This window comes from Amorphoplanes friuliensis DSM 7358 (genome assembly GCF_000494755.1).
GTDB lineage: Bacteria > Actinomycetota > Actinomycetes > Mycobacteriales > Micromonosporaceae > Actinoplanes > Actinoplanes friuliensis.
The window spans coordinates 4,707,086-4,733,603 of sequence record NC_022657.1; the positions used below are offsets into that span (position 1 = coordinate 4,707,086).

Annotated in this window: 27 protein-coding genes and 1 riboswitch; of the genes, 15 read left to right on the top strand and 12 right to left on the bottom strand. The window is 72.1% G+C overall.

The window, feature by feature from the left end:
• Position 1 precedes the first annotated feature (1 nt).
• Genes AFR_RS21835 through AFR_RS21850 form a run of 4 tightly spaced genes read left to right on the top strand, consistent with a single transcriptional unit; the run spans position 2 to position 5,127 of the window.
• Positions 2 to 946 (top strand): carbohydrate ABC transporter permease, encoded by a 945-nt coding sequence (locus tag AFR_RS21835; RefSeq protein WP_023362977.1) that lies wholly within the window; start codon positions 2 to 4, stop codon positions 944 to 946.
• Between the two features lie 3 nt (positions 947 to 949).
• Positions 950 to 1,804 (top strand): carbohydrate ABC transporter permease, encoded by an 855-nt coding sequence (locus tag AFR_RS21840; protein WP_023362978.1) that lies wholly within the window; start codon positions 950 to 952, stop codon positions 1,802 to 1,804.
• A 9-nt stretch (positions 1,805 to 1,813) separates the two neighbouring features.
• Positions 1,814 to 3,328 carry a glucoamylase family protein gene (locus tag AFR_RS21845; protein WP_023362979.1) on the top strand — a complete coding sequence of 505 codons (1,515 nt, stop codon included), beginning with the start codon at positions 1,814 to 1,816 and terminating at the stop codon, positions 3,326 to 3,328.
• Complete coding sequence (locus AFR_RS21850) at positions 3,328 to 5,127, top strand: GH39 family glycosyl hydrolase (protein WP_023362980.1); 1,800 nt, start codon at positions 3,328 to 3,330, stop codon at positions 5,125 to 5,127. Before AFR_RS21845 ends, AFR_RS21850 begins: the two co-directional genes overlap by 1 nt.
• Here the strand turns inward: AFR_RS21850 and AFR_RS21855 are convergent.
• Both AFR_RS21855 and AFR_RS21860 read right to left on the bottom strand, forming a co-directional pair.
• Entirely contained in the window at positions 5,118 to 5,786 is a 669-nt protein-coding gene (locus AFR_RS21855) for a response regulator (RefSeq protein ID WP_023362981.1), read from the bottom strand. The genes AFR_RS21850 and AFR_RS21855 overlap by 10 nt on opposite strands.
• Positions 5,783 to 6,904, bottom strand: coding sequence for a sensor histidine kinase (locus AFR_RS21860; RefSeq protein ID WP_023362982.1), 1,122 nt, complete (start codon positions 6,902 to 6,904; stop codon positions 5,783 to 5,785). The genes AFR_RS21855 and AFR_RS21860 overlap by 4 nt, the downstream gene beginning before the upstream one ends.
• Positions 6,905 to 7,116: 212 nt before the next feature.
• On the opposite strand from AFR_RS21860, the gene AFR_RS21865 reads away from it, so the two are divergent.
• Positions 7,117 to 7,512, top strand: coding sequence for a DUF6223 family protein (locus AFR_RS21865; RefSeq protein WP_023362983.1), 396 nt, complete (start codon positions 7,117 to 7,119; stop codon positions 7,510 to 7,512).
• Here AFR_RS21865 and AFR_RS21870 read toward each other — a convergent pair.
• Genes AFR_RS21870 through mycP form a run of 3 tightly spaced genes read right to left on the bottom strand, consistent with a single transcriptional unit; the run spans position 7,425 to position 10,101 of the window.
• The gene (locus AFR_RS21870; protein ID WP_023362984.1) at positions 7,425 to 7,961 is read right to left on the bottom strand and encodes a DUF6817 domain-containing protein; all 537 of its coding nucleotides are present in this window, start codon (positions 7,959 to 7,961) and stop codon (positions 7,425 to 7,427) included. The genes AFR_RS21865 and AFR_RS21870 overlap by 88 nt on opposite strands.
• Positions 7,958 to 8,839, bottom strand: a complete 882-nt coding sequence (locus AFR_RS21875) for a Vgb family protein (protein ID WP_023362985.1) — start codon at positions 8,837 to 8,839, stop codon at positions 7,958 to 7,960. Before AFR_RS21875 ends, AFR_RS21870 begins: the two co-directional genes overlap by 4 nt.
• 47 nt (positions 8,840 to 8,886) lie before the next feature.
• Positions 8,887 to 10,101 (bottom strand): type VII secretion-associated serine protease mycosin, encoded by a 1,215-nt coding sequence (gene mycP / locus AFR_RS21880; protein ID WP_023362986.1) that lies wholly within the window; start codon positions 10,099 to 10,101, stop codon positions 8,887 to 8,889.
• Positions 10,102 to 10,227: 126 nt separating this feature from the next.
• Positions 10,228 to 10,298, top strand: a riboswitch (cobalamin riboswitch).
• Between the two features lie 60 nt (positions 10,299 to 10,358).
• Between mycP and AFR_RS21885 the strand changes: the two genes are divergently transcribed.
• From AFR_RS21885 to AFR_RS21900, 4 genes are all read left to right on the top strand, one after another.
• Complete coding sequence (locus AFR_RS21885; RefSeq protein ID WP_023362987.1) at positions 10,359 to 10,562, top strand: CbtB domain-containing protein; 204 nt, start codon at positions 10,359 to 10,361, stop codon at positions 10,560 to 10,562.
• Entirely contained in the window at positions 10,553 to 11,347 is a 795-nt protein-coding gene (locus AFR_RS21890) for a CbtA family protein (RefSeq protein ID WP_023362988.1), read from the top strand. The genes AFR_RS21885 and AFR_RS21890 overlap by 10 nt, the downstream gene beginning before the upstream one ends.
• Positions 11,344 to 11,904, top strand: coding sequence for a histidine phosphatase family protein (locus tag AFR_RS21895; RefSeq protein WP_023362989.1), 561 nt, complete (start codon positions 11,344 to 11,346; stop codon positions 11,902 to 11,904). Before AFR_RS21890 ends, AFR_RS21895 begins: the two co-directional genes overlap by 4 nt.
• Before the next feature lie 273 nt (positions 11,905 to 12,177).
• On the top strand, positions 12,178 to 12,777 hold the full coding sequence (locus AFR_RS21900) for an HIT family protein (RefSeq protein ID WP_041841045.1): 600 nt from the start codon (positions 12,178 to 12,180) through the stop codon (positions 12,775 to 12,777).
• Here the strand turns inward: AFR_RS21900 and AFR_RS21905 are convergent.
• Positions 12,774 to 13,802, bottom strand: coding sequence for an aminoglycoside phosphotransferase family protein (locus AFR_RS21905; protein ID WP_023362991.1), 1,029 nt, complete (start codon positions 13,800 to 13,802; stop codon positions 12,774 to 12,776). The two genes, AFR_RS21900 and AFR_RS21905, sit on opposite strands and share 4 nt — an antisense overlap.
• Positions 13,803 to 13,876: 74 nt before the next feature.
• Between AFR_RS21905 and AFR_RS21910 the strand changes: the two genes are divergently transcribed.
• From AFR_RS21910 to AFR_RS21935, 6 genes are all read left to right on the top strand, one after another.
• Positions 13,877 to 14,464 carry an ArsR/SmtB family transcription factor gene (locus AFR_RS21910; RefSeq protein ID WP_023362992.1) on the top strand — a complete coding sequence of 196 codons (588 nt, stop codon included), beginning with the start codon at positions 13,877 to 13,879 and terminating at the stop codon, positions 14,462 to 14,464.
• Between the two features lie 3 nt (positions 14,465 to 14,467).
• Positions 14,468 to 15,175 (top strand): SRPBCC family protein, encoded by a 708-nt coding sequence (locus AFR_RS21915; RefSeq protein WP_023362993.1) that lies wholly within the window; start codon positions 14,468 to 14,470, stop codon positions 15,173 to 15,175.
• A gap of 12 nt (positions 15,176 to 15,187) precedes the next feature.
• Complete coding sequence (locus AFR_RS21920) at positions 15,188 to 15,982, top strand: alpha/beta fold hydrolase (RefSeq protein ID WP_023362994.1); 795 nt, start codon at positions 15,188 to 15,190, stop codon at positions 15,980 to 15,982.
• Positions 15,983 to 16,013: 31 nt separating this feature from the next.
• Complete coding sequence (locus tag AFR_RS21925) at positions 16,014 to 18,752, top strand: ATP-binding protein (RefSeq protein ID WP_023362995.1); 2,739 nt, start codon at positions 16,014 to 16,016, stop codon at positions 18,750 to 18,752.
• 66 nt (positions 18,753 to 18,818) lie between these two features.
• The gene (locus AFR_RS21930) at positions 18,819 to 20,045 is read left to right on the top strand and encodes a coiled-coil domain-containing protein (protein ID WP_438829905.1); all 1,227 of its coding nucleotides are present in this window, start codon (positions 18,819 to 18,821) and stop codon (positions 20,043 to 20,045) included.
• A gap of 210 nt (positions 20,046 to 20,255) precedes the next feature.
• Positions 20,256 to 20,594 (top strand): RNA polymerase-binding protein RbpA, encoded by a 339-nt coding sequence (locus AFR_RS21935; protein WP_015622005.1) that lies wholly within the window; start codon positions 20,256 to 20,258, stop codon positions 20,592 to 20,594.
• A gap of 68 nt (positions 20,595 to 20,662) precedes the next feature.
• Here the strand turns inward: AFR_RS21935 and AFR_RS21940 are convergent, their stop codons facing one another.
• From AFR_RS21940 to kamE, 6 genes are all read right to left on the bottom strand, one after another.
• Entirely contained in the window at positions 20,663 to 21,193 is a 531-nt protein-coding gene (locus AFR_RS21940; protein ID WP_023362997.1) for an FxsA family protein, read from the bottom strand.
• A 55-nt stretch (positions 21,194 to 21,248) separates the two neighbouring features.
• Positions 21,249 to 22,058, bottom strand: coding sequence for a polyprenol monophosphomannose synthase (locus tag AFR_RS21945; RefSeq protein ID WP_023362998.1), 810 nt, complete (start codon positions 22,056 to 22,058; stop codon positions 21,249 to 21,251).
• A gap of 18 nt (positions 22,059 to 22,076) precedes the next feature.
• Positions 22,077 to 23,675: an apolipoprotein N-acyltransferase gene (gene lnt, locus AFR_RS21950; RefSeq protein ID WP_052359429.1), complete on the bottom strand. Its 1,599-nt coding sequence runs from the start codon at positions 23,673 to 23,675 to the stop codon at positions 22,077 to 22,079.
• Positions 23,676 to 24,145: 470 nt separating this feature from the next.
• The gene (locus AFR_RS21955) at positions 24,146 to 25,411 is read right to left on the bottom strand and encodes a glutamate mutase L (protein WP_041841047.1); all 1,266 of its coding nucleotides are present in this window, start codon (positions 25,409 to 25,411) and stop codon (positions 24,146 to 24,148) included.
• Entirely contained in the window at positions 25,408 to 25,773 is a 366-nt protein-coding gene (gene kal, locus AFR_RS21960; protein ID WP_023363001.1) for a 3-aminobutyryl-CoA ammonia lyase, read from the bottom strand. The genes AFR_RS21955 and kal overlap by 4 nt, the downstream gene beginning before the upstream one ends.
• Positions 25,770 to 26,504 carry a lysine 5,6-aminomutase subunit beta gene (gene kamE / locus AFR_RS21965; RefSeq protein ID WP_023363002.1) on the bottom strand — a complete coding sequence of 245 codons (735 nt, stop codon included), beginning with the start codon at positions 26,502 to 26,504 and terminating at the stop codon, positions 25,770 to 25,772. The genes kal and kamE overlap by 4 nt, the downstream gene beginning before the upstream one ends.
• Between the last annotated feature and the right edge of the window lie 14 nt (positions 26,505 to 26,518).

Below are 26,518 nucleotides of genomic sequence, written 5' to 3' on the forward strand. Positions count from 1 at the left end.
CATGACCGCGGTCCAGGAGAAGGCGGCCGGGGAGGTCCCGCTGCGGGACACCCCGGCGCCGGACCGGCGGCGGTGGCGCCGGGCGGTGACCGGCTGGGCGTTCGCCGCGCCGTTCACCGTCCTGTTCGTGGTGTTCTCCGCGCTGCCGGTCGTCGCCGCGCTGGTGCTGAGCCTGACCGACCTTCGCTCCACCGACCTGCGCAACCCGTTCGCGGTGAACTTCGTCGGCTTCGACAACTACACGAAGCTGTTCTCCGACGAGCTGTTCCTCAAGTCCGCCGGCAACACACTGATCTTCGTACTGGTCGGTGTGCCGCTGACCATGGTGATCGCGCTGGCCGCGGCCACCGGGCTCAACTCCGGGCTGCTGCGGTTCAAGGCGCTGTTCCGGGTCGGTTTCTACCTGCCCGCGGTGACCAGCATCGTGGCGATCGCGGTGATCTGGCGCTTCCTGCTCGACCCCGAGGCCGGCCTGCTCAACAACCTGCTGTCCCTGATCGGGATCGACGGGCCGAACTGGCTCGGCGACAGCTCGACCGCACTGCCGTCCCTGATCGCCATGTCCGCGTGGCGCAACTTCGGCTTCCTCATGGTGATCTTCCTGGCCGGGCTGCAGGGCATCCCCGGCGACCTCTACGAGGCGGCGACCATCGACGGCGCTGGCCGCTGGCAGCAGTTCCGCAGCATCACGCTGCCGCTGCTGCGCCCGACCCTGCTCTTCGGCGCGGTCGTCACCGGCATCGGCTACCTGCAGCTGTTCGAGGAGCCGTTCGTGATGACCCAGGGCGGCCCGCTCAACTCGACGCTGTCGGTGAGCTACCACATCTACAACCAGTTCGGTTTCGGCAACTACGGCTACGCGGCCGCGGCGAGCTACGTGCTCTTCGTCGCGATCGTCGGGTTGTCCGTGCTGCAGTTCCGGCTGCTCGGCTCGCGGGAGGACTGACCCATGACCACCGCATCCCTGGGCACCACCACCCGCAGCAAGGACGGGGTCGCCAAAATCATCCTGTACGCGGTGCTGGTCCTCGGTCTGCTCGTGGTCGTCGGCCCCTTCCTGTGGATGGTGCTGTCGTCGTTCAAGCCCGAGGCCGACATCCGTTCCGTACCCCCGACGTGGTGGCCGGAGACGTTCACCCTCGGCAACTACCGGGACCTGTTCGCCCGGCTGGACTTCCCGCAGTACTTCTTCAACTCCGCGCTGGTGGCCGCCCTGGTCACCGCGGGGAACCTGCTGTTCTGCTCGATGCTGGGCTATGCCTTGGCCAAGCTGAGCTTCCCCGGCCGCAAGACGCTGTTCCTGCTGGTGCTGGGCATGTTGATGGTGCCGGGCATGGCGACCTTCGTGCCGCAGTTCGTGCTGGTCAGCAACCTGGGCATGGCCAACTCGTACGCCGGGCTGATCCTGCCGTTCCTGGCCGGGCCGTTCGGGGTCTTCCTGATGCGGCAGTTCCTGCAGTCGATCCCGGACGACCTGATCGAGGCGGCCCGGGTCGACGGCGCCGGCGAGTGGCGCATCTTCTTCCGGATCGTGCTGCCGCTGTGCAAGCCGGCGCTGGCCACGCTGGGCATCCTCACGTTCCTGTCCAGCTGGAACAACTTCCTCTGGCCGCTGGTCGTGGCCACCACCGAGGACAAGTACACGCTGCCCGTGGCGCTGGCGCTCTACAGCGTCGGGCAGAACCAGACCTTCTACGGGCTGCTGCTCGCCGGCGCGGTTGTCGTCGTGGTGCCCGTCCTCATCGTGTTCCTGGTCCTGCAGCGGCACTTCCTGCGCGGGATCGCGACCACCGGACTCAAGTAAGGAGCCCCTGTGAGACGTCTGCTCGTACCCCTGGTTGCTCTGGTGTTGATCGGTTCTTCCAGCACCGCCGTGTCCGCGGCCTCGCCCCTGCAGCAGTACGCGAAGGACACGTGGCGCTCGATGGTCGCGATGACCGACCCGGGCACCGGCCTGGTGGCCGACAACATCGAGGGTGACCTCAGCAAGCCGTCGACCTACACGTCGCCGACGAACATCGGTGGTTACCTGTGGTCGGCCGTCGTGGCCCGTGACCTGGGCATCATCTCGAAGTCCGAGGCCCGCCGCCGGGTGTCGCAGACCCTGGACACCCTGGCCGGCCTGAAACACCACACGCCGTCGGGCATGTACTACAACTGGTACGACCCGCGGGACGCATCCGTGGTCACCACGTGGCCCGAGGACGGCAGCGTCGTGACACCGTTCCTGTCCAGCGTCGACAACGGCTGGCTCGCCGCTGCGCTGCGCGTCGTCGAGGGTGCGCTGCCCGAGCTGCGGGGCAAGGCCGACAAGATCCTGAAACCGATGAACTTCGGCTTCTACTACAACCCCGCCGCGACCACCCCCATCGGTACGCGAGGACTGCTCCGCGGCGGCTTCTGGGACACGCAGCCGCCGGGGTGTTCGGTCGAGCAGAACGGCGTCTGGTTCACCTGCAACCACTACGACATCACCGTGACCGAGCCGCGGATCGCCACCTACCTCGGCATCGGGGCCGGACAGATCCCGGCGACGGCGTACTACGACACGATGCGGACGCTGCCGAACAACTGCGATTACAGCTGGCAGGAGATGCAGCCGCTCGGCTTCGACACCACGCACCTGGGTGTGGACGTCTACGAGGGCTCGTACCGGTACCGCGGCATCACCTTCGTGCCGAGCTGGGGCGGGGACATGTTCGAGGCGTTGATGCCGGACCTGTTCGTACCCGAGGCGAAGTGGGGGCCGCGCAGCTGGGGGCGTAACCACCCGGCGACCGTCGCCGCGCAGATCGAGCACGGGCTCAACGACGCGAAGTACGGGTACTGGGGCTTCTCCCCCGCGTCGAACCCGGCCGGCGGGTACGCGGCCTGGGGTGTCGACGCGATGGGCATGGACACCAATGGGTACCCGTCGGACGTCGAGGGCGGCACGTACGACGCCGGCTTCGGGGACTGCCGCCCGGCCGGTGCACCCGCGGTCTACGGCGACGGTGTGGTCACCCCGCACGCGGCGTTCCTGGCGCTGCCGTACGCGAAGGGCCCGGTCCTGGCGAACCTGGCCAAGCTGCGCCGCAACCTCGACGCGTACGGGCCGGGTGGGTTCTACGACGCGATCGCGGTCGGCAGCGGTCAGGTCGCCAAGCGCTACCTGTCCCTGGACCAGGCGATGATCATGGGTGCGATCGGCAACAACCTCGCCCACGACGTGCTGCGGCGCTCGTTCGTGACGCCGCGCTTCGAGCAGGCCGTGCGTCCGCTGCTGGCCCGGGAGACGTTCAACGTACCCGCCCGCCAGAACCTGCCCCAGCTGCGAGAGGTGCGCTGATGACGGTCGAGGACACCGCACGCTCCAACTGGGCACAGCTGATGGGTGCCGGTGGCGCCCAGGACCGTGAGCCGGGTGAGACCGTCGAGGCCGGCCTCGACGCACCGGCCGGGCTGACCGCGGTCGCCGGACGCGGCCACATCACCCTGGACTGGCCGCCGGTTGACCGGGCCATCGGCTACGCCGTGCACCGCGCGGACTCGCCCGACGGGCCGTTCACGGTGGTCGACCACGGCGGCGGCGACGTCCTGGCCGTCCCCCACGGCCCGTACGCCGACACGACCGTCGAGGCCGGACGCACCTACTGGTACGCGGTCGCGGCGCTGGAGACGGTCACCGCGATCGGCCCGCTGTCACGCCCGGTCCGCGTCGAGGCGTCCGGTGGTGACGCCCAGGTGACCGTCACGGTCGACGCGCTCGGCGACGACGGGCCGCTGCACCACGTGTGGCGGCCGATGGTCGGCGCCGAGCACCTGAGCCACGCGCTCAGCACCGACCGGACCGGTGGCCGCGAGATCGGCGCGGACGTGCGGGAGGCGCTGCGCCGGGTCCACGACGAGCTGGGTGTCGAGTCGGTCCGCGCACACGCCATCCTCGGCGACGACCTGGGCGTCTACCGGGAGGTCGACGGCGAGCCCGTCCACGACTTCAGCGGCATCGACCGGGTCTTCACCACGGTGCTCGCGCTGGGCCTGACACCGGTCGTGGAGCTGGGGTTCATGCCCCGTGACCTCGCCCGGGACCCGGAACGCACCGTCTTCGCGTACCGGGGGATCATCTCTCCGCCGAAGGACTGGGACCGCTGGGCCGCGCTGATCCGGGCCCTGACCACCCACCTGCTCGAGCGGTACGACTGCCACGACTGGGCCTTCGAGGTGTGGAACGAGCCCAACCTGTCGGTCTTCTGGTCCGGGACACCCGCGGAGTACTGGCAGCTCTACGAGGTCACCGCCCGCGCGATCAAGGACGTGGACCCGCGGATCCGGGTCGGCGGCCCGGCCACGGCCGCGGTCGGCTGGATCGATGATCAGGTACGCGCGGACGCCCCGGTCGACTTCCTCTCCACCCACGTGTACGGCACAGTGCCGCTCGACCTGCGCCCGCTCGCCGGCGGCCGGCCGCTGCTGTGGACCGAATGGGGTGTCACCGCGACCCACGGCAACCCGATCAACGACACGGTGTTCGCGGCGACGTTCCTGCTGCGCGGGATGCGGTCGGCGGCGGGACGCGTCGACGCCCTCGCCCCCTGGGTCGCCTCGGACCACTTCGAGGAGCTCGGCCGCCCGCAGCGGCTGCTGCACGGCGGTTTCGGGCTGCTCAGCGTCGGCAACCTGGCGAAGCCGAAGTTCTGGGCGCTGTCGCTGGCCCAGCGGCTCGGTGACACCCAGCTGCCCGTGACGGCGACCGGTGACGGCGCGGACAGCCTGGTGGAGACGTGGGCAGCACGACGGGACGACGGGACGGTCGGCGTACTGGTCTGGAACGGGACCCTGGACCATTCCAAGGTCGGCGGCGACTCCGGCCTCGACCGTCAGGTCACGCTGCAGGTGGCCGGTCTGGCGGGACCGGCCACCCTGCGGCAGTGGCGCGTCGATGCGGACCACGGCGACCTGCGTTCGCGCTGGCAGCAGATCGGCGGCGACGCGGACTGGCCGGACGACGAGCAGTGGCGCGCGCTGGCCGCCGCTGATCGTCTGGACGAGGCGTCGCCGCCGCAGACCCTGCAGCCGGGCCAGGAGATCAGCCTCGCCCTGCCCAACCCGGGCATCGTCCTGCTGGAGCTCCAGCCTCAGGGGTGAGCCCGGCGCGGGGTGACCAGGCCGGACTCGTAGGCGAAGATGACCAGCTGCGCGCGGTCGCGGGCGTGCAGCTTGGTCATCGCCCGGTTGACGTGGGTCTTCGCGGTCACCCGGCTGATCACCATGCGCGCGGCGATCTCGTCGTTGGACAGACCCTGCGCGGCCAGCGTGACCGCCTCCCGCTCGCGGGTCGTCAGCGCGGTCAGGACGGCGGTGGACGCGGGGTGCGGCGGCTGGGTGACGTACCGGTCGATCAGCTTGCGGGTGATGGTCGGCGCGAGCAGCGCGTCGCCACGGGCCGCGACCCGGACGGCGTGCAGGAAGTCGTCCGGCAGGATGTCCTTGACCAGGAACCCGGCCGCACCGGCCCGCAGAGCGTTGAAGACGTACTCGTCCAGGCCGTAGTTGGTCAGGACGACCACGTGGACGCCGTCCAGTGCGGGGTCGCTCGCGATGCGCCGGGTCGCCTCGATGCCGTCGACCACGGGCATCCGCACGTCGACGAGGACCACGTCGGGCCGGTGCTGCCGGGCCAGCACCACGCCGGTGCCGCCGTCACCGGCCTCGGCCACGACCTCGATGTCGTTCTCCGCCTCGAGCAGGGCGCGGAAACCGCTGCGGATGAGCGGCTGGTCGTCGACGAGCAGGACACGGATCACGAGGCGTCCCAGGGCAGCTCGGCGTGGACGGTGAAGCCGCCTTCGGCGCGCGGCTCGGCGCGCAGCCGGCCACCGAGGGCGGTCACGCGTTCGCGCATGCCGAGCAGCCCGACCCCGGGCACCGGCGGGGTCCCCGCCGTGGCCACACCGTTGTCGTCGACCCGGACGTCGACCGTGCCGGGCCGGTAACCGATCCGGACCGAAGCGGTGGCGGCCGCCGCGTGCCGGGTGACGTTGGTCAGCGACTCCTGCACGATCCTGTACGCGGTGCGGTCCACCGCGGCGGGCACCTCGCCCGGGTGCCCCTCGACGGTCAGCGACGCGTCCAGGCCCGCCGACCGCGCGCGCCGCACCAGCTCCGGCACCTGATCGAGGCCGTGCAGCGGCGACCGGTCGTCACTGCGCAGGGTCTCCAGAGTGGCGCGCAGCTCCCGGGCGGCCTCACGACCGGCGTCCCGGATCACCAGCAGAGCCTCCGGGACCTCCTCGCCGCGTTTGTGAGCCACGTGGACGGCCGCCTCGGCCTGAACTTTGATCACCGAGATCTGATGGGTGAGCGAGTCGTGCAGCTCCCGGGCGATGTGCAACCGTTCCTCGTCGGCGCGGAGCAGCGCACTCTGCTCGCGGGTGCGTTCGGCCACGTCGGCCCGGCGCTCGGCCTGCCGCAGCGCCTCACCCGCGGCGCCGGCGGCGATCAGCCAGGCCAGCTCGAGCACACCCCGGGCCTGCGCGAACGCCTCACCGGGGTCCTGGCGGCCCGCCGTCATCGCCGCGACGGGCAGAACGACGAGCAGGATCACGCTGATCACGACGGTGGTGGTGCGGTGCCCGGCGCGGACGGCGGCGTACACGGCGACCAGGTAGGCGATGGTCAGGACGGTGAACCCGGCGATCTCGTAGCCGACCGCGCACAGCCCGGTGACGACCAGCACGGCCACCGGGTGACGCCGGCGGGCGACCAGCGCGAGTCCGCCGGCGGCCAGCAGCACGAAGCCGGCCAGGTCGGTCACGGTCAGATCGGTGCCGGTCCCGGTCGGCGGGTGGTGCCCGGACCAGCCGGTGACGACCAGGAGCGCCGCCGTGCCCGCAGCGAGCATCCAGTCCCGTACGCGGCCCATGCGGGCACCCTAGCCGCACGGGCAGCGCGGCGAATCCCGTCGGCGCAGGGGATCCGGCTACCGCGATCACCGCAGCGGATCTCGCGGACTACCACGCCCGCAGCAGGCAGGACCGCCATCGTGGCAGCGGAAAGTGCCGACGCCGGCACGATGCCCCGGCGCGGCCGCGAGGACAGGATCGAGTCCTCGACCGCGCTTCAAGGGGGAACACCATGTCGTCTCTGCTGCTCGCCGCCGACACTTTCACCACCGACCGGGTGGTCGCCACCGCGGCCGCCTTTGTGGCACTGGCCGGCGCGATCGCCGGTGCGTTCGCCCTGGCCCGCCCGGCCCCGCGCCGGCCGATCGTCGCGCTGATCACGGGCGCTGCGGGTCTGCTCACCGGTGTGCTGGTGGTGGCCACGGCCGACGGGGGTCCCGGCACCGGCAACGGGGTGGTCGGCGGTTACGCGGCCATCGTGCTGGGCGTCATCGCCGTGGTCCTCGGCGGACTGGCACTGAGGGTTTCTCGGGGACTCTCTCAGGTGTCGCCCAGCACGCGGCGGCTCTCGGCGAGCACCGGTGCGGACGCCAGCGGCGCCCAGGAGCCGAACAACGTCCGGAAGTAGTCGCCGTAGCGGGCGGCGATCGAGGGCTCCTGCTCGGCCACGTCCAGTTCGTTCACGATGGTCAGGTCGGTGAACGGCTGGACCAGGTCGTCCGGGAGGTCCTCGGCGGTGCCGGTGAAGCGGTTCCACACCTGCCGCGTCTCGGGGAGGGTCTTCCAGGTGCGGGAACGGTCGCAGGCGCCGTACAGGTAGACCAGTGTCTCGGCGCGTTCACCGACCAGATCGCGCAGCGTGCCGCGGTCGGCCACGTCGAGCAGTGTGAGGTCGAAACCGTCGGTGCCGTAGACGGCGTGGGCGAGCCCGGCCAGCTGCACCCCGGGGTCGTGACCGAGCGCGCCGAGCCGGTCGTGGACGCGGCCGAGGTGCAGGTAGAGGGTGCCGCCGGGGTGGTCGATGGTCTCGGCGCCGCGCTCGCGCAGCCAGGCATTCACGGTGTCCTCGGTGGTCACTGCGCACACTCCAGGACGGCGACGCCGCCGGTCTCCAGGGCCACCCAGAGGTTGCCGTCCGGGCCGAGGACCAGGCCGTGCGGTTCGGACTTCGGCGTGGGGAGCTCGTGCTCGGTGATCTCGCCGGTCGCGGTGATGTGGGCGACGCGGTTGGCGCCCCACTCGGTGAGCCAGCAGCCGCCGGTGGCGTCCGGGGTGATCGCGTGGGGCCGCGCGGCGGTGTCCGGCAGGGCGAACTCGTCGATGCGGCCGGCCGGGGTGATCCGGCCGACCTGCCCGGCGCCGATCTCGACGAACCACAGGGCGTCGGCCGTGGCGGTGATCCCGACGGGCGCGGCGCCCTGGGTGGGCAGCTGGTGCAGCGTCACCTGGCCGTCGGTGGTGATCCGGCCGACCGCGTCGGCCTGGTTCAGCGTGAACCACAGCGCGTCGTCGGGCCCGGACGTGATCACGGACACGAACGCCTTCTCCGCCGGCACCTCGAACTCCCGCAGGTCGCCCTCCGGGGTGAGTCGGCCGATCCGGTCGGTGTTCATCTCGGTGAACCACAGGGCCCCGTCGGGACCGGTCGTGATGGCGTACGGGCCGCTGCCGGGTGTAGGCAGCGCGAAGTCGGTGAGGTCGCCGCCGGTGGTGATCCGGCCGATGCGGTCGTCACGGTTGCGGGTGAACCACAGGGCGCCGTCCGGGCCGGACGTGATGACCATCGGCTGGCTGTCCGGTGCGCCCAGGTCGAAGGTGGTGACCTCACCGCCGGTGGTCAGCCGTGCGATGCGGCCGGCGTGGGTGAAGGTCAGCCAGAGCGCGCCGTCGGGGCCGGCGGTGATGCCGTACGGCCCGGCCTGCGCGCCGGCCACCGTGATCTCGCGGATGTTCACTCTCAGCACCTAACCGCCGGTTCCGGACCCGCGCAACCGGTTTGAGATCAGGGCAACTCGGGCCCGGGCGGGCGCCAGCCGCGGCGGCGTCCCCGGCGCATCGCCGCGGCGACCACGACCACCAGGAGCACCACTCCGGCGCCGATCGCCGCCACCAGCAGCGACATGTCCTGGGCGTGGGCGCGGCGGGCCGCCAGGGCCACGGTCGCCGGGTCCTCGGTGTGCATGACGACCGGTGCGGGCGCGGGCGGGGTGTCCGGCCCCAGCGTCTCCGTCAGCGCGCGGTACGGGTTCACGACACCCACGCCGTACTTGTCGCTGCGGCGCCCGCCCGGCGCGGGGTCGGCGGTGGCGAGGATCCGCCGGGCGACCTGCGCGGGTGTCAGGGACGGGAACCGCTGCTTGACCAGCGCCGCGGTCGCGGCGACGAACGGTGACGCATAGCTGGTGCCCCGGCCCGAGGTGTGGCCCGAGCGGCGTGCGGCGAACGTCACGTCCACACCGGGAGCGGTGAGGTCGACCCAGTCGCCGTGCTGGGAGAAGTCACCGGCGACCCCGTCGGGGCCGATCGCGCCGACACCGATGACGTCCGGATAGGAGGCGGGATAGGGCCGCAGGTTCGCGTCGTCGGGCTTGCCGTCGTTGCCTGCCGCGGCGACCACCACGACACCGCGGGCGACCGCGCGGGCCACGGCGGCGCGGACGGACGGGTCGTCGGCGGTCATCACCAGCGACATGTTGATCACATCGGCGTTGCCCTCGTCGACGGCCCAGTCGATGGCCTGGGCGAACTTGACCGGGCTGACCGGCCTGTCGCTCGAGCCCGCGGCGTCCTCGGTGTCGATCTGCTCACTGACCCGGATCGGCACGATCGTCGCGGCCGGCGCCAGACCGCGCATGCCGGCGCCCTTGGCCGGTCGCGCGGCGATGATGCTGGCCACCGCGGTGCCGTGGCCGATGCAGTCCTGCCGGCCGGTCGCGTCGCCGTGCAGGAAGTCACGGCCGGCGGCGACCCGGCCCCTGAGCTGCGGATGCCCGGCGTCCACACCGGAATCAATGACCGCCACCCGGACCCCGGCGCCGGTGGCGAACGGTGCGAGCCGCTCGGGCGCGAACATCTGGTCCTCGTACGGCTGGGTCTTGCTGACCTGGGCCACGCCGGGCTGCGTCTGGCAGATGTTGGCGCGGGCCTGCGCGGGGACAGCGGGGAAAAGGACCGTGCCCGCCACTGCAACCGCGACCGCGACCTTGCGCACCTGCATCCCCACTCCCCGCGGACAACGACCGGATTGGATGTTACCGAGGCGCGGCTTCCCGTGGTGACCCGCCCGATTGACCGGCTCACGCAGCCGCAGCTAGGTTGTGGGAACCATCTGCGGCGTCGTGAGGGAAACCGGTGAAAATCCGGTGCGGTCGCGCCACTGTGAACGGATCCCCCGGGAGCCGTGAGTCAGGACGCTCACACGTGCGCAGACCTGTTGAACGGGACGCGTCATCCCGGTAGGAGGTCTGATCCGTTATGTCGAACATTCAGTCGGTTCGCCCGCTGAACGCACCCGCGGTCTCCGCGCGCGTGCTCTGGACCGCCGTCGGCGCCGTCGTGCTGCTGCTGCTGCTCGCCTACCTGGTCGCGTTCGACCAGGGCGCGATCTCACAGAGCGGCATGTACCTGCACGAGCTGATGCACGACGGTCGTCACCTTCTCGGCGTTCCGTGTCACTGACCCGGACCCGCACCACACCGTCGTACGGCGCCATCCTGCTGCGAGGCCTGCTCGCCGGTCTGATCGCCGGCCTGCTGGCCGGTGTTTTTGCGTACTCGACCGGTGAGAGCCGCATCGACGCCGCGATCGCGATCGAGGAGGCCGCGGCGGCCGACCCCGGCGTGCACGCGGCCGACGACGGTCACCACGACGAGGAGCTGGTCTCCCGCACCGGCCAGAAGGGCGGCCTGTTCCTGGCCACCGCCCTCTACGGCGTCGCGATGGGTGGCCTGCTCGCCACGGCGTACACCCTGCTGCGCCGGCGGTTGCGCACGCCGGACGACACGCGGGCGGCGTTCGGGCTCGCCGGTGCGGCCCTGGTCGGCGTCGTGCTGGTGCCGTTCCTGAAATATCCGGCGAACCCACCGGCCGTGGGTGATCCGGCGACCATCAACCAGCGCACGATCAGCTACCTGTCGATCGTCGTGATCGGCCTGGTCGCGGTCTGGGCCGGGGTCGTCGCGTCCCGCTCGCTGCGCTCGACAGCACCGGAGTGGCTGCGCGCGATCGCGGCCGTCGCCGGGTTCCTGATCGTGGTCACGGTCGGCTACGTGCTGCTGCCGAGCATCGACGAGGTGCCCGACACGTTCCCGCCGAGCCTGCTCTGGAATTTCCGGATCTCGTCGCTCGGGACCCAGGCCACCCTGTGGGTCGCCCTGGGCCTGGCGTTCGCCGCGCTGCTGAGCCGGCTGGGGGCCCGTCCCCCGGCGGTGGAGCGGGAGAAGTCCGAGACCGTGTCCGCGTGAGCGGACCACGGCTGCTCGCCTCCGCCGCGACCCCCGGCCTGCGCCGGGCGGTCTTCGGTGGTGACGACGATCTCGACGAGGGCGGCCTGCGGGCCGCCCTCGCCCTGACCACCGACCTGGGTGGCCGGGCCGACGTGTGGTTCAGCGCGCCGTCACAGGCCGCTCTGCAGACCGCGCGGGCTCTCGGCCACGACGACCCGGTGGTCGAGCACGCCCTGGCCGACCCCGACTACGGCCAATGGACGGGTCTGGGCCTGGGCGACATCGCCGGCACCGACCCGGAGGGCCTGCAGTCCTGGCTCACCGACCCCGAGGCGACCCCGCACGGCGGGGAGTCCCTGGCCGCGGTGCGGCAGCGCGCCGGTGCCTGGCTCGACAAGCAGGCCGAGCAGCGCATCGTGGCCGTGGCGCATCCGGTGGTGGTCCGCGCGGCGCTGGCGCACGCCCTCGGTCTCTCCGACGACGGCGTCTGGCAGCTGGACGTCTCGCCGCTGTCGCTGATCCGCCTGACCCACCGCGCGGACCGCTGGCACGTCTCTTTCCCACCGGCCGGATAGAGCCGCCCGGACAGAGCCGGCTTGGCGAGCCTGCGGTTGAAGGTTCGGGACGGGCGGGGATGAGCGCTGATGGAGCCGGACCCGATCGACGACACCGATCCTCGGTAGGAGTTTCCGGTGACGGTCACCGGGCCCCCGGCCCCCGCGCCGGGCAGAGACGACCGGATAGAGCTGGCTCCATGGAGTCGGCTTGATCAAGTCTGCCGGGCCGAGCCCGCCGGTCGGCGACCGGGTGCCCCCACCGGCCGGCCGAGAAGCCCTAGTGTGCGGGCCATGGCTATGCGACCCGACGAGTTCTACGACCATGCCATTGCCGCGGCTGACGACACACGCCGGCTACCCCTGGCCCGGATGACCGGCTGGGAGATCAGTCCGTTCGAACAGGACGGTTTACGGGTCACGCCGTTGCGCCCGCCGGTGCTGCCCGAGCCGCCGCGGCACGGTGAGGACCCGGCCGACTGCGCCGCCTGCGGCCATCGTGACCAGGGGATCTGGTTCAACGACCGCTGGCGGCTCACCCGGATCGGCGGGACCGGGGTACCGCTCGTGCTGATGCTGCAGCCGCTCGACCACCACGACCTGGAGGATCTGCCGGACGACCTGGCCGCCGAGCTGGGGGTGCTGACCGTGCACCTCGCCCGGCACGTGCAGGCACTGCCGGGGGTGTCGCGGGCGCACGTCTATCGCCTCGGTGACGGAGGCGCCCACCTGCACGTCTGGTTCTTCGCCCGGCCCGAGGGGCAGGCGCAGCTCTACGGGTCGTGGCTGGTGGTCTGGGACGATCTGCTGCCGGAATACCCCGGGGACGTGGCCGATGCGGACGCCGCGATCGTCGCCGACGCCCTGGTCGCTTCGTTCGGCGGGCACCGCTAGAGACTTTCGCGGGCCCAGCGGGTGACGACGGACAGGACCGGGGCGCGGCCGGCGAAGATCGCGGCGGTGTCCCGGGAGTCGTAGACGGTCCCGCGCCGGGGCTGCGTCAGGGCGCTGAGCATGCGCGGGGCGAGCCAGTAGTACTTCGCCGCGCCGGTCAGCCGGATCGCGCGGGTGATCGTCGCCTCGTCGACCACACCGCCGAGCCCGCGGCGGTATCCGTCACCGACCGCCGCGACGACCTCGTCGATCAGGGAGACGTCGATGAAGCCGTCGAAGAACGTGTCCAGGGTCAGGTTGGCGACGTCCTCCCCGATCGCGCCGGGCCCGGTGAACGCCCAGTCGAGCAGCACCGGCCCGCGCGGCGCGAGGATCAGGTTCATCGGCCACAGGTCGTGGTGGCACAGGGTGCGCGGCAGCCGGTCGGTGGCGGCGAGCACGTCGTCGCGGCGTTCCCACAGCGTGCGCAGGTCGGCGCGGAGCTGCGGCGGCCAGGCCTCGGCGGCGACCGGGTGGTCCCAGTCGAGCTCGCCGACGCCGGACTGCGCCGTCGTGTAGTCGCGCAGGAAGTCCCGCGACAGCCACTCGTGGGCCGGTGGCCGGTCCAGCCAGCGGGCCTGTCCGACTCCCGTCCGGTACGCGACGTCGCCCAGGTCGGCGCTGCCGGCGCTGGTGCCCGGTGTGCCCGCGACGTCCTCCAGCCACATCGCGACGGACCCGTCGGGGCGTTCCTCGGTGCCGAGCAGCGCAGGCGCCGACAGCCCGGCGTCGGCGAACGCTCCCGAAGCAAATCCGGTCCGGTACGCGAGCAGTTCGCGCCGCCAGTAGTTCCAGTGCGACGGCTCCTCCGAGGCCTGGAAGTGCGCAGCGGCCTCGGGTCGTCCCGGCGTGCAGATCTTCAGGATGGCGCTGCCGCCGTCGCGCCGCACCCGCCAGATGCCCCCGGTGACGCCGTTGGTCTGGTTGTGCAGCAGCTCCTGCGCCGCACCGGGATCGTCGACCAGGTCCTGCGGTGGATTCAGCACGCCACGATCCTAGGGGAACGCCGACGATGATTCTGGCCTGGACAAAAGTTTTTGTCGGTGGGAGAGTGGGCCGCATGGAGAGCGTCGCAGTGATCGAGGACCCGGCCGCGGCCGAGGTCAGCCTGGATCCGATCCGCAGCCGGCTGCTCGCCCTGCTGGCGGTGCCCGGCTCGGCGACGATGCTGGCGGCCCAGGTCGGACTCCCCCGGCAGAAGGTCAACTATCACCTGCGCACCCTGGAGCAGCACGGCCTGGTCGAGCTGGTCGAGGAGCGCCGCCGGGGCAACGTCACCGAGCGGGTGCTGCAGGCCACCGCCGCCTCCTACGTCATCTCCCCCACCGCGATGGCCGCGGTCGCCCCGGACCCCGCGCGGGCACCGGACCGGCTCTCGGCGCGCTGGCTGCTCGCCGTCGCCGCGCGTCTCGTCCGCGACGTCGGTGAGCTGCTCACCGGCGCTGCCAAGGCGAAGCAGAAGGTCGCCACGTTCGCGATCGACGGTGAGGTCCGTTTCGCGACGGCCGCCGACCGGGCCGCCTTCGCCGAGGAGCTGACCGTTGCCGTCACGCAGCTGGTGAGCCGTTTCCACGACGAGGACGCGCCGGGCGGGCGCAGCCACCGCCTGATCGTCGCCGTGCACCCGACCGTCGTCCGGGAGGACTGAGACATGGGCAAGGACTTCGAGATCCGACTTGACGCCGAGGTGCCGGCCGACCCGGCGCAGGTGTGGGAGACCATCGCCACCGGGCCGGGCATCAGCTCGTGGTTCGTCGGCCGCACCGAGATCGACGGTGACACCGTGCGGACGTCCTTCGGCGACGGCTGGATCCCCGCCGGCACGGTCACCGTCGCCGACGATCCCCGGCACTTCGTCTACCGCAGCGAGCCCGCCCCGGACGGCCGGTTCCTCGCCAACGAATACCTGATCGAGGGCCGCGACGGCAGCGCGACCGTGCTGCGCAGCGTGACCAGTGGCTTCCTGCCCGGCGACGACTGGGCCGACGAGTTCGAGGCCATGCGGTTCGGCACCGAGCTGTTCTTCGGGACGCTCGTGCAGTGCCTGACCTACTTCCCCGGGCGCACCGCCACCCCGGTCACGGTGTTCGGGCCACCGGTCAAGGACTGGTCCGTGACCTGGCAGCACCTGCACACCGCCCTGGGTCTCGGCGCCGACCCGCGGCCCGGTGACGAGGCCGGCTGGGAGCACGGCGGTGTCGTCTACTTCACCAACCCCCACACCCTGGGCATCCGTACCCCGGACGCCCTCTACCGCTTCATCCGTGGCCTCAACGGCACCCTGCTCGCCGCCCACGAGCTGTTCACGCCCGCGGACACCGCGGACTGGCAGCGTTTCCTCGACGACCTCGACGCCTGAAAGGGCTTGACCATGGCTACCGTGACCTCTGCCGACGGCACCACCATCGCCTACGAGACGCAGGGCTCCGGCCCCGCGCTGATCGTCGTGGACGGCGCGATGTGCTACCGCGACCAGGGCCCGTCCCGCGACCTCGCCGGGGCGCTCGCCGACACGTACACCGTTGTCATCTACGACCGCCGGGGGCGGGGCGAGAGCGGCAACACCCTGCCCTGGTCCGCCGAGCGGGAGATCGAGGACCTCGCCGCGCTGCTCGAGGCGGCCGGCGGTACGGCGTACCTGGTGGGATGTTCCTCGGGTGCGGTCCTGGCCGCGGACGCCGCCGCCCGGCTGGACGGTGTCACCAAGCTCGCGCTCTACGAGCCGCCGTTCATCGTCGACGACACGCGGCCGGCGCGGCCGGACACGTTCACGGCGGAGACCGAGGCGCTGATCGCCCGGGGTGACACCGGCGGTGCGGTGAAGAAGTTCCTCAAGGACGTCGGCATGCCCGCCTTCGCCGTGCACATCCTCGGGCTGACGCCGGTCTTCAAGAAGCTCAGGGCGGTCGCGCCGACACTGCCCTACGACCAGCACATCCTGGGTGACACCAGTCGCGGGGTGCCGCTGGACGCGAGCCGCTGGGCCGGGGTGACCGTCCCGGCGATCGTCATGGACGGCGGCAAGAGCCCGCAATACATGCGCAACGCGGCGAAAGCACTCAGCGAGGCCCTGCCGAAGGCGGACTACCGCACTCTGCCCGGGCAGACCCACATGGTGAAGGCCGGTGTGGTCGGCCCGGCGGTCAAGGAGTTCCTCGGCCGCTAAGCGCCACGCCCGCCGCGCCGATCAGAAGTAGGTGGCGCAGCAGTGGGCTCTGATCGGCAACATCGTGATCACGTGCGCCTACGCCGCGATCACGGTGGCGATCGTGGTGCCGGTGGTCCGCGCGGGACAGCTGTTCACCAACCGCCTCGCCGTGGCCACCGCCATGATCTTCTTCAGCTGCGCCGTCGGGCACGCCTTCCACGCCGCGATGTACTGGGAGGCCAGCTGGACCACGGCGACGATGACCGGCATGCACCAGGAGACGACCACCTGGTCGCTGTGGCCCTCCGCCGCCTGGGACCTGTTCACCGCGGCTGTCGGCGTCTACTACTGGACGCTGCGGCGCAGCTACGGGGTGCTGCTCTCGGGCACGGGCTCGCTGTTCGTCGGCCCGCAGGAGCAGCAGCGCCGCCACGACATCGAGCTGCGCGAGAAGGTCGCCGAGGGCCGCGCGCAGGCCGAGGCCGAACGCGACGCGCAGGCGGCCATGCTGCGCGCGGTCATCACCAACAGCCAGTCGTCGATCTACGTCAAGGACCTGCAGGGCCGGTACCTGCTGGCCAACGAGGCGTTCCAGGGCGCGTTCGGCGTCACCGAGGCCGAGCTGCTGGGCCACACCGACGAATATCTCGACCCGGTGCTCGCGCCGGTCTGGCGGGCCAACGACCGGCTCGCCCACGCCGGCGCGGTCCACGTCGAGGAGACCAGCGACGTCGACGGCAACACCCGCGTCTACGAGACCAACAAGTTCCCGCTCTTCGACGCCGCCGGTGAGCTGTACGCGATCTGCGGCGTCTCCCTCGACGTCACCGACCTGCGCAAGGCCCGGGACAGCGCCGAGGAGGCCCGCGACGAGGCCCTGGCCCAGTCGCGGATCAAGAGCGAGTTCCTGGCCACCATGAGCCACGAGATCCGTACCCCGATGAACGGTGTCCTGGGTCTGGCCTCGCTGCTGATCGGCACCGAGCTCGACGCGGACCAGCGGCGTTACGCCTCGGGCATCCACTCGGCCGGCAACGCGCTGCTGGGTGTCATCAACGACATCCTGGACTACTCCAAGATCGAGGCGGGGAAGGTCGTCCTGGACCCGGACGACTTCGACCTCGGTGCGCTGCTGGCCGAGACGGCCGCGCTGGTCACCCCGGCCGCCGAGGACAAGGGCCTGACGGTGGTCACCCGCCGCGGCCCCGACCTGCCCGCCACCGTACGCGGTGACGGCGGCCGGGTCCGCCAGATCCTGCTGAACCTGGCCGGCAACGCGGTCAAGTTCACGTCCAAGGGCAGCGTGACCCTGCGGGCGGCACTGGTCGACGCCACCGGCCCGAGGGTCCGTTTCGAGGTCACCGACACCGGCATCGGGATCACCGTCGCCGACGCCGACCGGCTGTTCGAACCGTTCACCCAGGCCGATGCGTCGACCACCCGCACGTACGGCGGCACCGGGCTGGGTCTGGCGATCAGCCGGCAGCTGACCGAGGCGATGGGCGGGGTCATCGGTGTCGACAGCGAGCCGGGCCAGGGCAGCACGTTCTGGTGCGAGATCCCGTTCGAGCCCGCGCAGGGAACGGCCGGCACACCGTGCCCGGACGCGACGGGCCTGCGGATCCTGCTCGTCGGCACCGGCCCGGACCACGAGGAGCTCGAAGCCGACCTGCGCCGCTGGCACATGATCGTCTCCGGTGCCGGCACCGGGCCGGCGGCGATGGCCGCGCTGCGGGAGGCCGCCGCCCACGGCCGCCCGTACGACCTGCTGCTGCTCGACGCGGACCCGGGTGACGTGGACACCGCCGGGCTGTCCCGGGCGGTCGCCGCGGACCCGTCGATCCCCGCCGCGCACGTGGTCGTCCTGAACGAGAACGCCCCCGCCGACCCGCGCAACAGCGCCACCTACCTGCCCAAGCCCGTGCACCGGTCGGCGCTGTTCGACCTGCTCGCGCAGAGCATGGCGGCCGTCGTCCCGGTCCCGGTCGTCACCCGGCCGCCGGCACCGTCGAAACCCGCCGGCAAGGGCACGATCCTGCTGGTCGAGGACAACGACATCAACCAGATGGTCGCCGTGGGTGTGCTGGCCAGTCTCGGGTACCGCGCCGACGTCGCCGGTGACGGTGTCCAGGCCCTGGAGCTGGCCGGGACCCGCCGTTACGACGCGATCCTGATGGACTGCCGCATGCCGCGGATGGACGGCTTCACCGCCACGGCCGAGCTGCGCCGCCGCGAGGCCGCCGGCGCCGCCCGCACCCCGATCATCGCGATGACGGCCAGTGCGCTGGTCGCCGACCGGGAACGCTGCCTGGCCGCGGGCATGGACGACTACCTGGCCAAACCGGTGAACCCGGCGGAGCTCGATGCGACACTGGACCGCTGGGTGCACGGCAACCCGGCCGTACCGGTGCTGCCGGAGGTCGTCGCCGGGCACCAGGAGGACCGGATCGGCCGCCGCTTGGACGAGCTCGCCGGTGACCGTACGCAGCCGGAACGCGACCTGGTCAACCGTCTGGTCGAGTCGTTCCTGAAGCGGGCGCCGCAGCACGTGGCGGCCCTGGCCGAGGCCTACGCGAGCGGTGACCGGTCCACCTTCGAGGATCAGGCGCACAGCCTCAAGGGCGCCGCCGGCAACATCGGGGCGTCCGCGGTCGCCGACCTGTGCGAGCAGCTGGAGGACGAGGCCCGTGCCGGGGCCCTGTCGCCGGACACCCCGCGCACCCTCGACCGGCTGCGCGAGGAGCTGCGCTGGACCGAACGCCGCCTGCGGCTCGTCCTCGCCCACTGACCCGGGCGTGTCCCGGCGCGGTGGCCAGGACTTGCCGGTGGGTGGGTTTAGGGTCGGGTCGCGATGGTGGATGACAGCACTTCCTTGATCAACTCCGGTCTGACGAACGCCGACCGCGCCGATGGTGGCCCCTTCGACGGCGACGCGGCGCCCGAGACGCGGCCCTGTGCGCACTGTGGACGGCCGGTGCCGCAGCGCGCCGCCGCCGGGCGCCCTTTCCGGTACTGCCGCGACAACGACGGCGAGTGCCAGCGCGCCTCCCGCAACGTGCGCATGCGGCACCGTTCCTCGCCCGGGCTCGCCGGGCAGGTGGCCCGCACCTGGGAGGCCGTCGACCGTCTCGACCAGCTCGTCGGCACCCTGAGCGAGGCTCTGCACGCCGAGATGTCGCCCGCCGGTGTCGAGCGGCAGGTGGCCGAGGTCCGTGCGGAGACCTCCCGGCAGATCGCCGCGGCGCACACCGAACGCGACGACGCCCGCCGCGACGCCGACCGGGCCACCGAGGCCGCCGGGACCGCCGCGCAGGAGGCCGTGGTCGCCCGCGCCGAACGTGACGACGCCCTGCAGATCGCCGAGGCCGCACGCCGGCTGGCCGACTCCGCCGCCGCCGACGCCCGCGGGGCGGTTGCCGGCCGTGACGAGGCGCAGGCCGCCGCGAGCGCCGCCGCGGCGCTGCGGGTGCAGGCCGAGGCCGACCGGGACGCCGCCCGCCGTGACGCCGACAGTGTCCGCAAGGAGCTCGACGGTGCCCGCCGGGAGGCCGTGTCGCTCGAGCGGGACGTCGAGACGGCCCGTCAGGAGGCCGCAGCGGCCACAGCAGCACTGGGTGCGGTGCGCGGGGAGCTCGCCACCTCCCGCGAGGCGCTGAGCGCCGCACAGCAGGAAACCGCAGAGGTCCGCCAGTCACTGTCGGCCGCGCAGGAAGAGACATCCCGGGTCCGCCGGGCCGTGGAGGCGGCGCAGGACGAGGCCGGGGCTGCGCGCACGGAGCGCGACGCCGTCCGGGCCGAGCTGGCGGCTGCTCAGGCCGAGGCGGCGTCGGAGCGGGCCGCCGCGCAGCGCACCTCGCAGGAGGCGGACGCGCTGCGGCGTACCCTGGAACAGGTTCGTGCCGACGCCGAGCGTGACGTGGCCGGGATGCGGCAGCGTCTCGACGCGGCCCGGGCCGACGCGGACAGTGCCCACTCCCGGGTGGCGCAGCTCTCGGCGCAGGTCAGTGATCTCGCGTCGGCGCTCGCGGCGCTGGGTCCGGCACGGCCGGTCCCGTCGCAGGGGCCGGCGACGACACGGTGACCGACATCGCACCATCCGTAGATCTCGCAAAGTCCAGTAAAGTGGACCAAGGTCCACTTCAGGACGGGGCTGAGTCGGCCGATAGGGGACCCGGGCGGTTACGCTCGAAGCGTTAACACCGCCGACACACGGTGGTCGCCAGGAATCTCGCGACCGTCCTGTTCGTTACACCAACGGCAAGTAGCACCACGAGCGAGGGGAAAGCCGATCATGGGCGAACGCATGCTGCGCGGCAGCCGTCTAGGCGCAGTCAGCTACGAGTCCGACCGCAACACGGAGCTGGCGCCCCGGCAGACCCGCGAGTACCTGTGCGTGAAGGGTCACCAGTTCGAGGTGCCGTTCGCCGTCGACGCCGAGGTGCCGATCACCTGGGAGTGCAAGTTCGACGGCAGCGTCGCGCGACTGGTCGACGGTAACGAGCCGGAGCAGAAGAAGGCAAAGCCGCCTCGCACCCACTGGGACATGCTGCTCGAGCGCCGGTCGATCTCGGAGCTCGAGGACATCCTCAACGAGAGGCTGCAGGAGGTCCGCACCCGCCGGGGTCGCTGACCTGCAGCAACGTCAATCGCCGTCCCGCATCTGCGGGACGGCGATTTTCTGTGCGCGGGTTCAGCGGGTCAGCGGACGATCTCGCCCTCGACGACCTCACCCTGGACGATCTCCCCGGGCGGGCCGGCCGTGACGGGACCGGCGTCGGCCGGCGCGGGGTCGTCGACCGGCGACGACTGACGCACCCGGACGTGCCGGGGGCCGAACAGGTCACCGGCGACCGCCGACGACACCCGGCGCTCGGTGGCACGTTCGACACCACGGCGGGCCAGGATCCGGCCGGGCGGCAGGACCAGCAGCAGACCGGCCACCGCGGAGATGAAGCCCGGCACGGCCAGCAGCAGCGCACCGAGCAGCCCGACGAGGGAGTTGCTGACCTGAGCGCCCGGCGGGCGACCGGCCTCGGCGGCGCTGCGGAACGCACGCCAGCCGCGGATGCCTTCCCGGCGCAGCAGCGCCAGACCGGCGACGCTGGACACGGCGATGATCAGCAGCGCCCAGCCGGCGCCGATCGCGTGCACCACCGCCACGAACACGGAGATCTCGGCCACCGCTAGCAGCAGCAGCCCCAGGGGTAGCAGGGCCAGGCCTCGGCGCATCACTCACAACCTTCCGCCGTTTGCACGACTTCCAGCATGACACGCCCGGGCGCGGTCACGGCCAGGTCGAACCCTGGCGCGGCTTGCGGCCGAGCCGGGCCAGGAGGGCGTCCCGGCGAGCGGTGGCCCCCCACACGGTCACCCTGAGCAGCTGTTCCTTGAAGATGTTGCCGCTCATCTTGCTGACGCCGTGTTCGCGCTCGGTGAACGTGATCGGCACCTCGGCGATGCGGAAACCGTGCTTGTAGGTGCGCCAGGCCAGCTCGACCTGGAACGAGTAGCCGGTCGAGGCGACGGTGGCGACGTCGATCGCGTCGAGGACCGGCATCCTGTATGCCCGGTAGCCGCCGGTCGCGTCCTTGAACGGCATACCGAGGGCCATGCGGATGTAGATGTTGCCGCCGCGCGAGAGCAGCAGCCGGTGGATCGGCCAGTTGTGCACACTGCCACCGGGGATGTACCGGGTGCCCAGGACGGCGTCGGCGTCGCGCAGCGCGTCGAGAAGCTTGTGCAGCTCCTCGGGGGCGTGGGAACCGTCGGCGTCCATCTCGACGACCGCGTCGTAGCCCTTGTTCTTGGCCCAGGCGAACCCGGCGACGTACGCGGCGCCGAGGCCTTCCTTGCCGGCGCGGTGCAGCACGAAGACGTGGTCGTCACCGGCGGAGATCTCGTCGGCGATGTCCCCGGTGCCGTCGGGCGAGTTGTCGTCGGCGACCAGGATGTCGACGGACGGCACGGCGCGGCGGACGCGGTCCGTGATCAGGCGGATGTTGTCGGCCTCGTTGTAGGTCGGGATGACCACGAGGACGCGTCCGATCCCCGGATATCCTTCCGAGCCCGATACCGTCGGGTTCGCGTCGCTCACCGTTCCTCCGTCGTCCTCTTACGCGGCGGGGCTGCCGCCGTTGCGGCGCCGGCGTAACGGCGCGGCCCCGGCCAGCAGGAGCACGGCCAGGCCGACCGCGGCGAACTCCGGCCAATGCCCCAGACGAGTCGCCAGAGTACGCGGTCCACCGACGTGCATGTCATGCAGGACCACGGCCCTGGTGTTGAATCCCGTCTCCGAGTACACCTGACCTGCGGTGCCTACAAATGCGGACACTCCGACCGTCGACACCATCAGTGCCTCGCGGCCGTGCTCGACGGCCCGCAGCTGCACCATGGCGAGCTGCTGACGCGCCTCGGACTCGTTGAAGGTGGCGTTGTTCGTCTGCACCGCGAGGATCTGCGCGCCGCCGGTGACGGTGTCCCGCACGATCGAGTCGTACGCGACCTCGAAGCAGATGACGTCGCCGATCGTGGCCGCCGGTGTGCGGACCACGCCGGGCGTGTCGCCGGCGACCATGTTCTTCACCAGGTCGACCTTGTCGCTGACCACCCGGGCGATCGGGCGCAGCGGCATGTACTCGGCGAACGGCACCGGGTGCCGCTTGACGTAGAGCTGGTCGAGGTCGGGGCCGGTGACCGGCTGCCAGAGGATCCCGGCGTTGCGGATCTCGCCGGGCACGTCGCTGCGCAGGACCGCGCCGACGAGGATCGGCACACCGATCGCGGTGGCCGCGGCGGCGATCTGCTGGGCGGCGTCGGGGTTGCGCAGCGGGTCGATGTCGCTGGAGTTCTCCGGCCAGATCACCAGTTCCGGTTTCGGCTGCCGGCCCAGGCGCACCTCCTCGGCCAGGTTCTCCGTGGCCCGGACGTGGTTGAGCAGCACCGCGGCCCGCTGGGCGTTGAAGTCCAGGCCCAGGCGCGGCACGTTGCCCTGCACGATCGCCACGGTTGTCGTGGCCGCGGCCGGTTTTGCGACCGGCATCAGGGCAGGCCCGGCGACGATGACACCGGCGGCGACGGCGAAGCCGATCGCACCGGCCCAGCTGCGCGGGCGCGTCCAGCGCCGCCAGGCTAGGGCGATCAGAGCGCCACCGGCGGCCGCGACGGCGAAGGTCACCAGCGGCGCACCACCGACGACGGCCAGGCGCAGGCCCGGCGCGTCACCCTGGCTGAACGCGAGACGCCCCCACGGGAACCCGCCGAACGGCGCCCGGTCCCGCAGCGCCTCCTGCGCCACCCACAGCAGGCCGGCGGTCAGCGGCCACACCGCCCGCCAGCGGTCGTGCAACGGCGACAGCCACGCCCCGGCAACACCGAGCAGACCGAGGTACGCGGCCTGGGCGGTGCACAGCAGGATCCACGGCAGCCAGCCCGCGGCGAGGTTGGTCCAGTCGAGCAGCGGCACGAAGAACACGAACCCGGCGAGGATCCCGACGCCGAACCCGCCCCGCAGACGCCGGCGGTGTGTCGCCGCGGCCAGCAACGCCACCGCGACCGGGCCGAGGAACCACAGACCGTACGGCGGGAACGACAGCAGCAGCGCGGCGCCGGCGGCCAGCGCGAGCAGCACGGACACCCAGAGGCGCAGCGGGCGCGGCCCGGCAGGCACCGCCGGGGGCGGTGCGGGCACCGGCGGCGTTGGCTGAAGCGTCAATAAATCCACCCGCGGAAGGGTACCTGTCGACGGTCACGATCTCATCGCGCACGTTACCTGCGCGGACACGAATCGGGGCGCGGCCCGCGGGCCGCGCCCCGATTGCTCCCAGAGATCCTTCCGGGCCGGTGCGTCAGAAGCCTTGCGTGACCTTCGGACCGACCCGCCGCGGGCTGGCTGCCCCCGCCGTGCCGTTGTCTACTGGCCACGTTCACCCCTGCCCGACACCGGGACAGCGCGACCGGTCCGCGCCGCTCCGCCGACCCCCACCCCCTGGACCTGGCGTACGCGGGCACTCACCGAACGGGTGCGGGCGTGGCCAGTGGGCGAAGGAACGAAGCGAACAACAGTCGCTTCCCGAGGTAGGACCTGAAGACGGTACGTCGCACCCCCGGCGGTCTGTCAACCGGCGTCCACCTGTCCGGGCGTGTCGCGTTCACCGGCGTGTCATCCGCTGTCCCCCGGGGCGGTCACAGAGCGTGCACGAGCCCCGCGGCCGCCGCCGGGTGATCGACAGCGATCAGTCCCGCCGCCGCCAGGACGTACTGCGCGTCGACGGTGCGCCGCGGTGCCGCCGGTGCGGCCCAGCCGCCGGCGGTGTCACCCAGGACCGCGTCGAGGACCTCCTCGCCGCCGCCGTGCCGCAGCACCCCGCCGGAGCCGACGACCAGCCGGACATCCCGCAGGTCACGGCCCCCGGTGCGTGGCTGACCGGGCCCGGCCGAATACCCGCGGGCGTGCCGGCGCAGCGCGATAGTCGCCGCGGTCGCGGCCAGCCGCCGGTCGGTGCCGGCGCTGTATGGCGGCCCGCCGCTGATGTCCGGCACCGGCAGCTTCTCGGCCGCCGCGGCCGCGACCACACCGGGCGCACCCACCCCGACACCGAGGTCACCCTCCACGGTGCGCGACCGCCACAGCGTCCCGGCGACGTCACGCCGCGGGCCGGTCTCGGACTCCGCGTCCGGCAGCAGCGCCGAATACACGTCCGTGGTCGCCCCGCCGACGTCGACCACGAGCACCCCCGCGCCGGTCACGTCCGCGAGCAGCTCCACCCCGGCCAGAACCGCGTCCGGGGTCGCCGCGCGCACCAGCGACCCGAACCGGCCACCCCGGGAGAGCCGCTTGCCGCCGATGACGTGCCGCAGGAACACCTCCCGGATCGCCGCGCGCGCCGGGCCGGGGTCCAGGACACCGATCCTCGGTAGGACATTTCCGGTGACGGTCACCGGGATGCGCCGTCCGGTCAGGACCTCTGCGGCCTCGTCCCGCACGTCGGCGTTCCCTGCGACGACCACCGGCACCCGCATCCGCGAGGTGCCCAGCCGGCGGGCGTTGTGCAGCAGCACCTCACCGTCGCCGCCGTCGGTGCCACCGACGAGCAGGATCACGTCCGGACGCGACGCCCGCAGCGCCGCCACCGCCCGGCCGTCGAGCGCACCCGCGGCCACGTGGACCACCTGCGCGCCGGCGGACAACCCGACGCGGTGCCCGGCCTCGGCCGTGACCAGCGCCTCGTAGCCGACGACGGCCAGCCGCAGACCACCACCGGCCGACGAGCACACGTAGAGCTCGCCGGTCCCGCCCAGCTGCGCCACGGCGGCGTCGAGACCGGTCAGGACGTCCGTGCCCGCGGTCGTCGGGACCTCCGCGCGGCGCAGCAGCACCCCGCCGTCGAGATCGACCAGACAGGCCTTCGTGTACGTCGACCCGACGTCCACACAGACAGCAGTGGTCACGCCTTCGCGGGCACGACAACCGTGCCCGTGGCGGTCACCGCGATGATCGGCTCGTCGAGAACGGACGCCGCCGACCCGCCCGTGCCCCGGCACACGACCGCCGACGTGAACGCGATCTGCCGGGACCGCGTACCCATGCGGGTGACCGTCGCGGTGACCTCCAGGACGTCACCGGCCTGGACCGGCGCCTTGAACTGCACGTCGGAGTACGACGCGAACAGCCCCTCGTCGCCGTCGAGACGGATGCACACCTCGGTGGCGACGTCGCCGAACAACCCCAGCGAGTACGCCCCGTCGACCAGATTCCCCGCGTAGTGCGCGTGCGAGTACGGCACGTACCGGCGATGCGTGACAGTGATCATGACGGGCTCCCGACCAGCGCGTGGACCAGATAAGAGGCGACCTCCCGGGGTGTCGTCCCCCGGGAGAAGATCCGGTCGACGCCGAGGTCGCCGGCCATCAGCTCGTCGAACCGCGGCCCGCCGACGATCAGCAGCGGCCGCTTGCCCGCCGGCAACGCCTCCCGGAACGCCGCCGACATCGCCCGGGTGTTCTGCAGGTGCGCGTCGCGCTGAGTCACCACCTGCGACACCAGCACCGCGTCGGCCTTCTGCGCCCGGGCCTCCTCGACCAGCTCCGGCACCGACACCTGCGCGCCCATGTTGGTCACCGACAGCTCCCGGTAGTACTCCAGGCCCTTCTCCCCCGCGATGCCCTTGAGGTTGAGGATCGCGTCGATGCCGACAGTGTGCGCGTCCGTGCCGATGCAGGCCCCGACGACGTTCAGGCGCCGCCGCAGCTTGCGCTTGATCACCGCGTTGACCTCCTTGGCGCTCAGCAGCGGGAAGTCACGCTCGACCACCTGGACCTTGTCGGTGTCGACGAGATGGCTGACCTTGCCGTAGACGACGAAGAAGGTGAACCCCTCGCCCATCGGCTTGGCGTGCACCAGCAGCGCCGGGTCCATGCCCATCTTGTTCGCCAGCTGCACCGCGGCGCCCTCGGCCCGCTTGTCGTGCGGGATCGGCAGCGTGAACGACAGCTGCACCATCCCGTCCCCCGTGGTGTCCCCGTAGGGCCGCACGATGCTCATGCTGTGCCTACCTT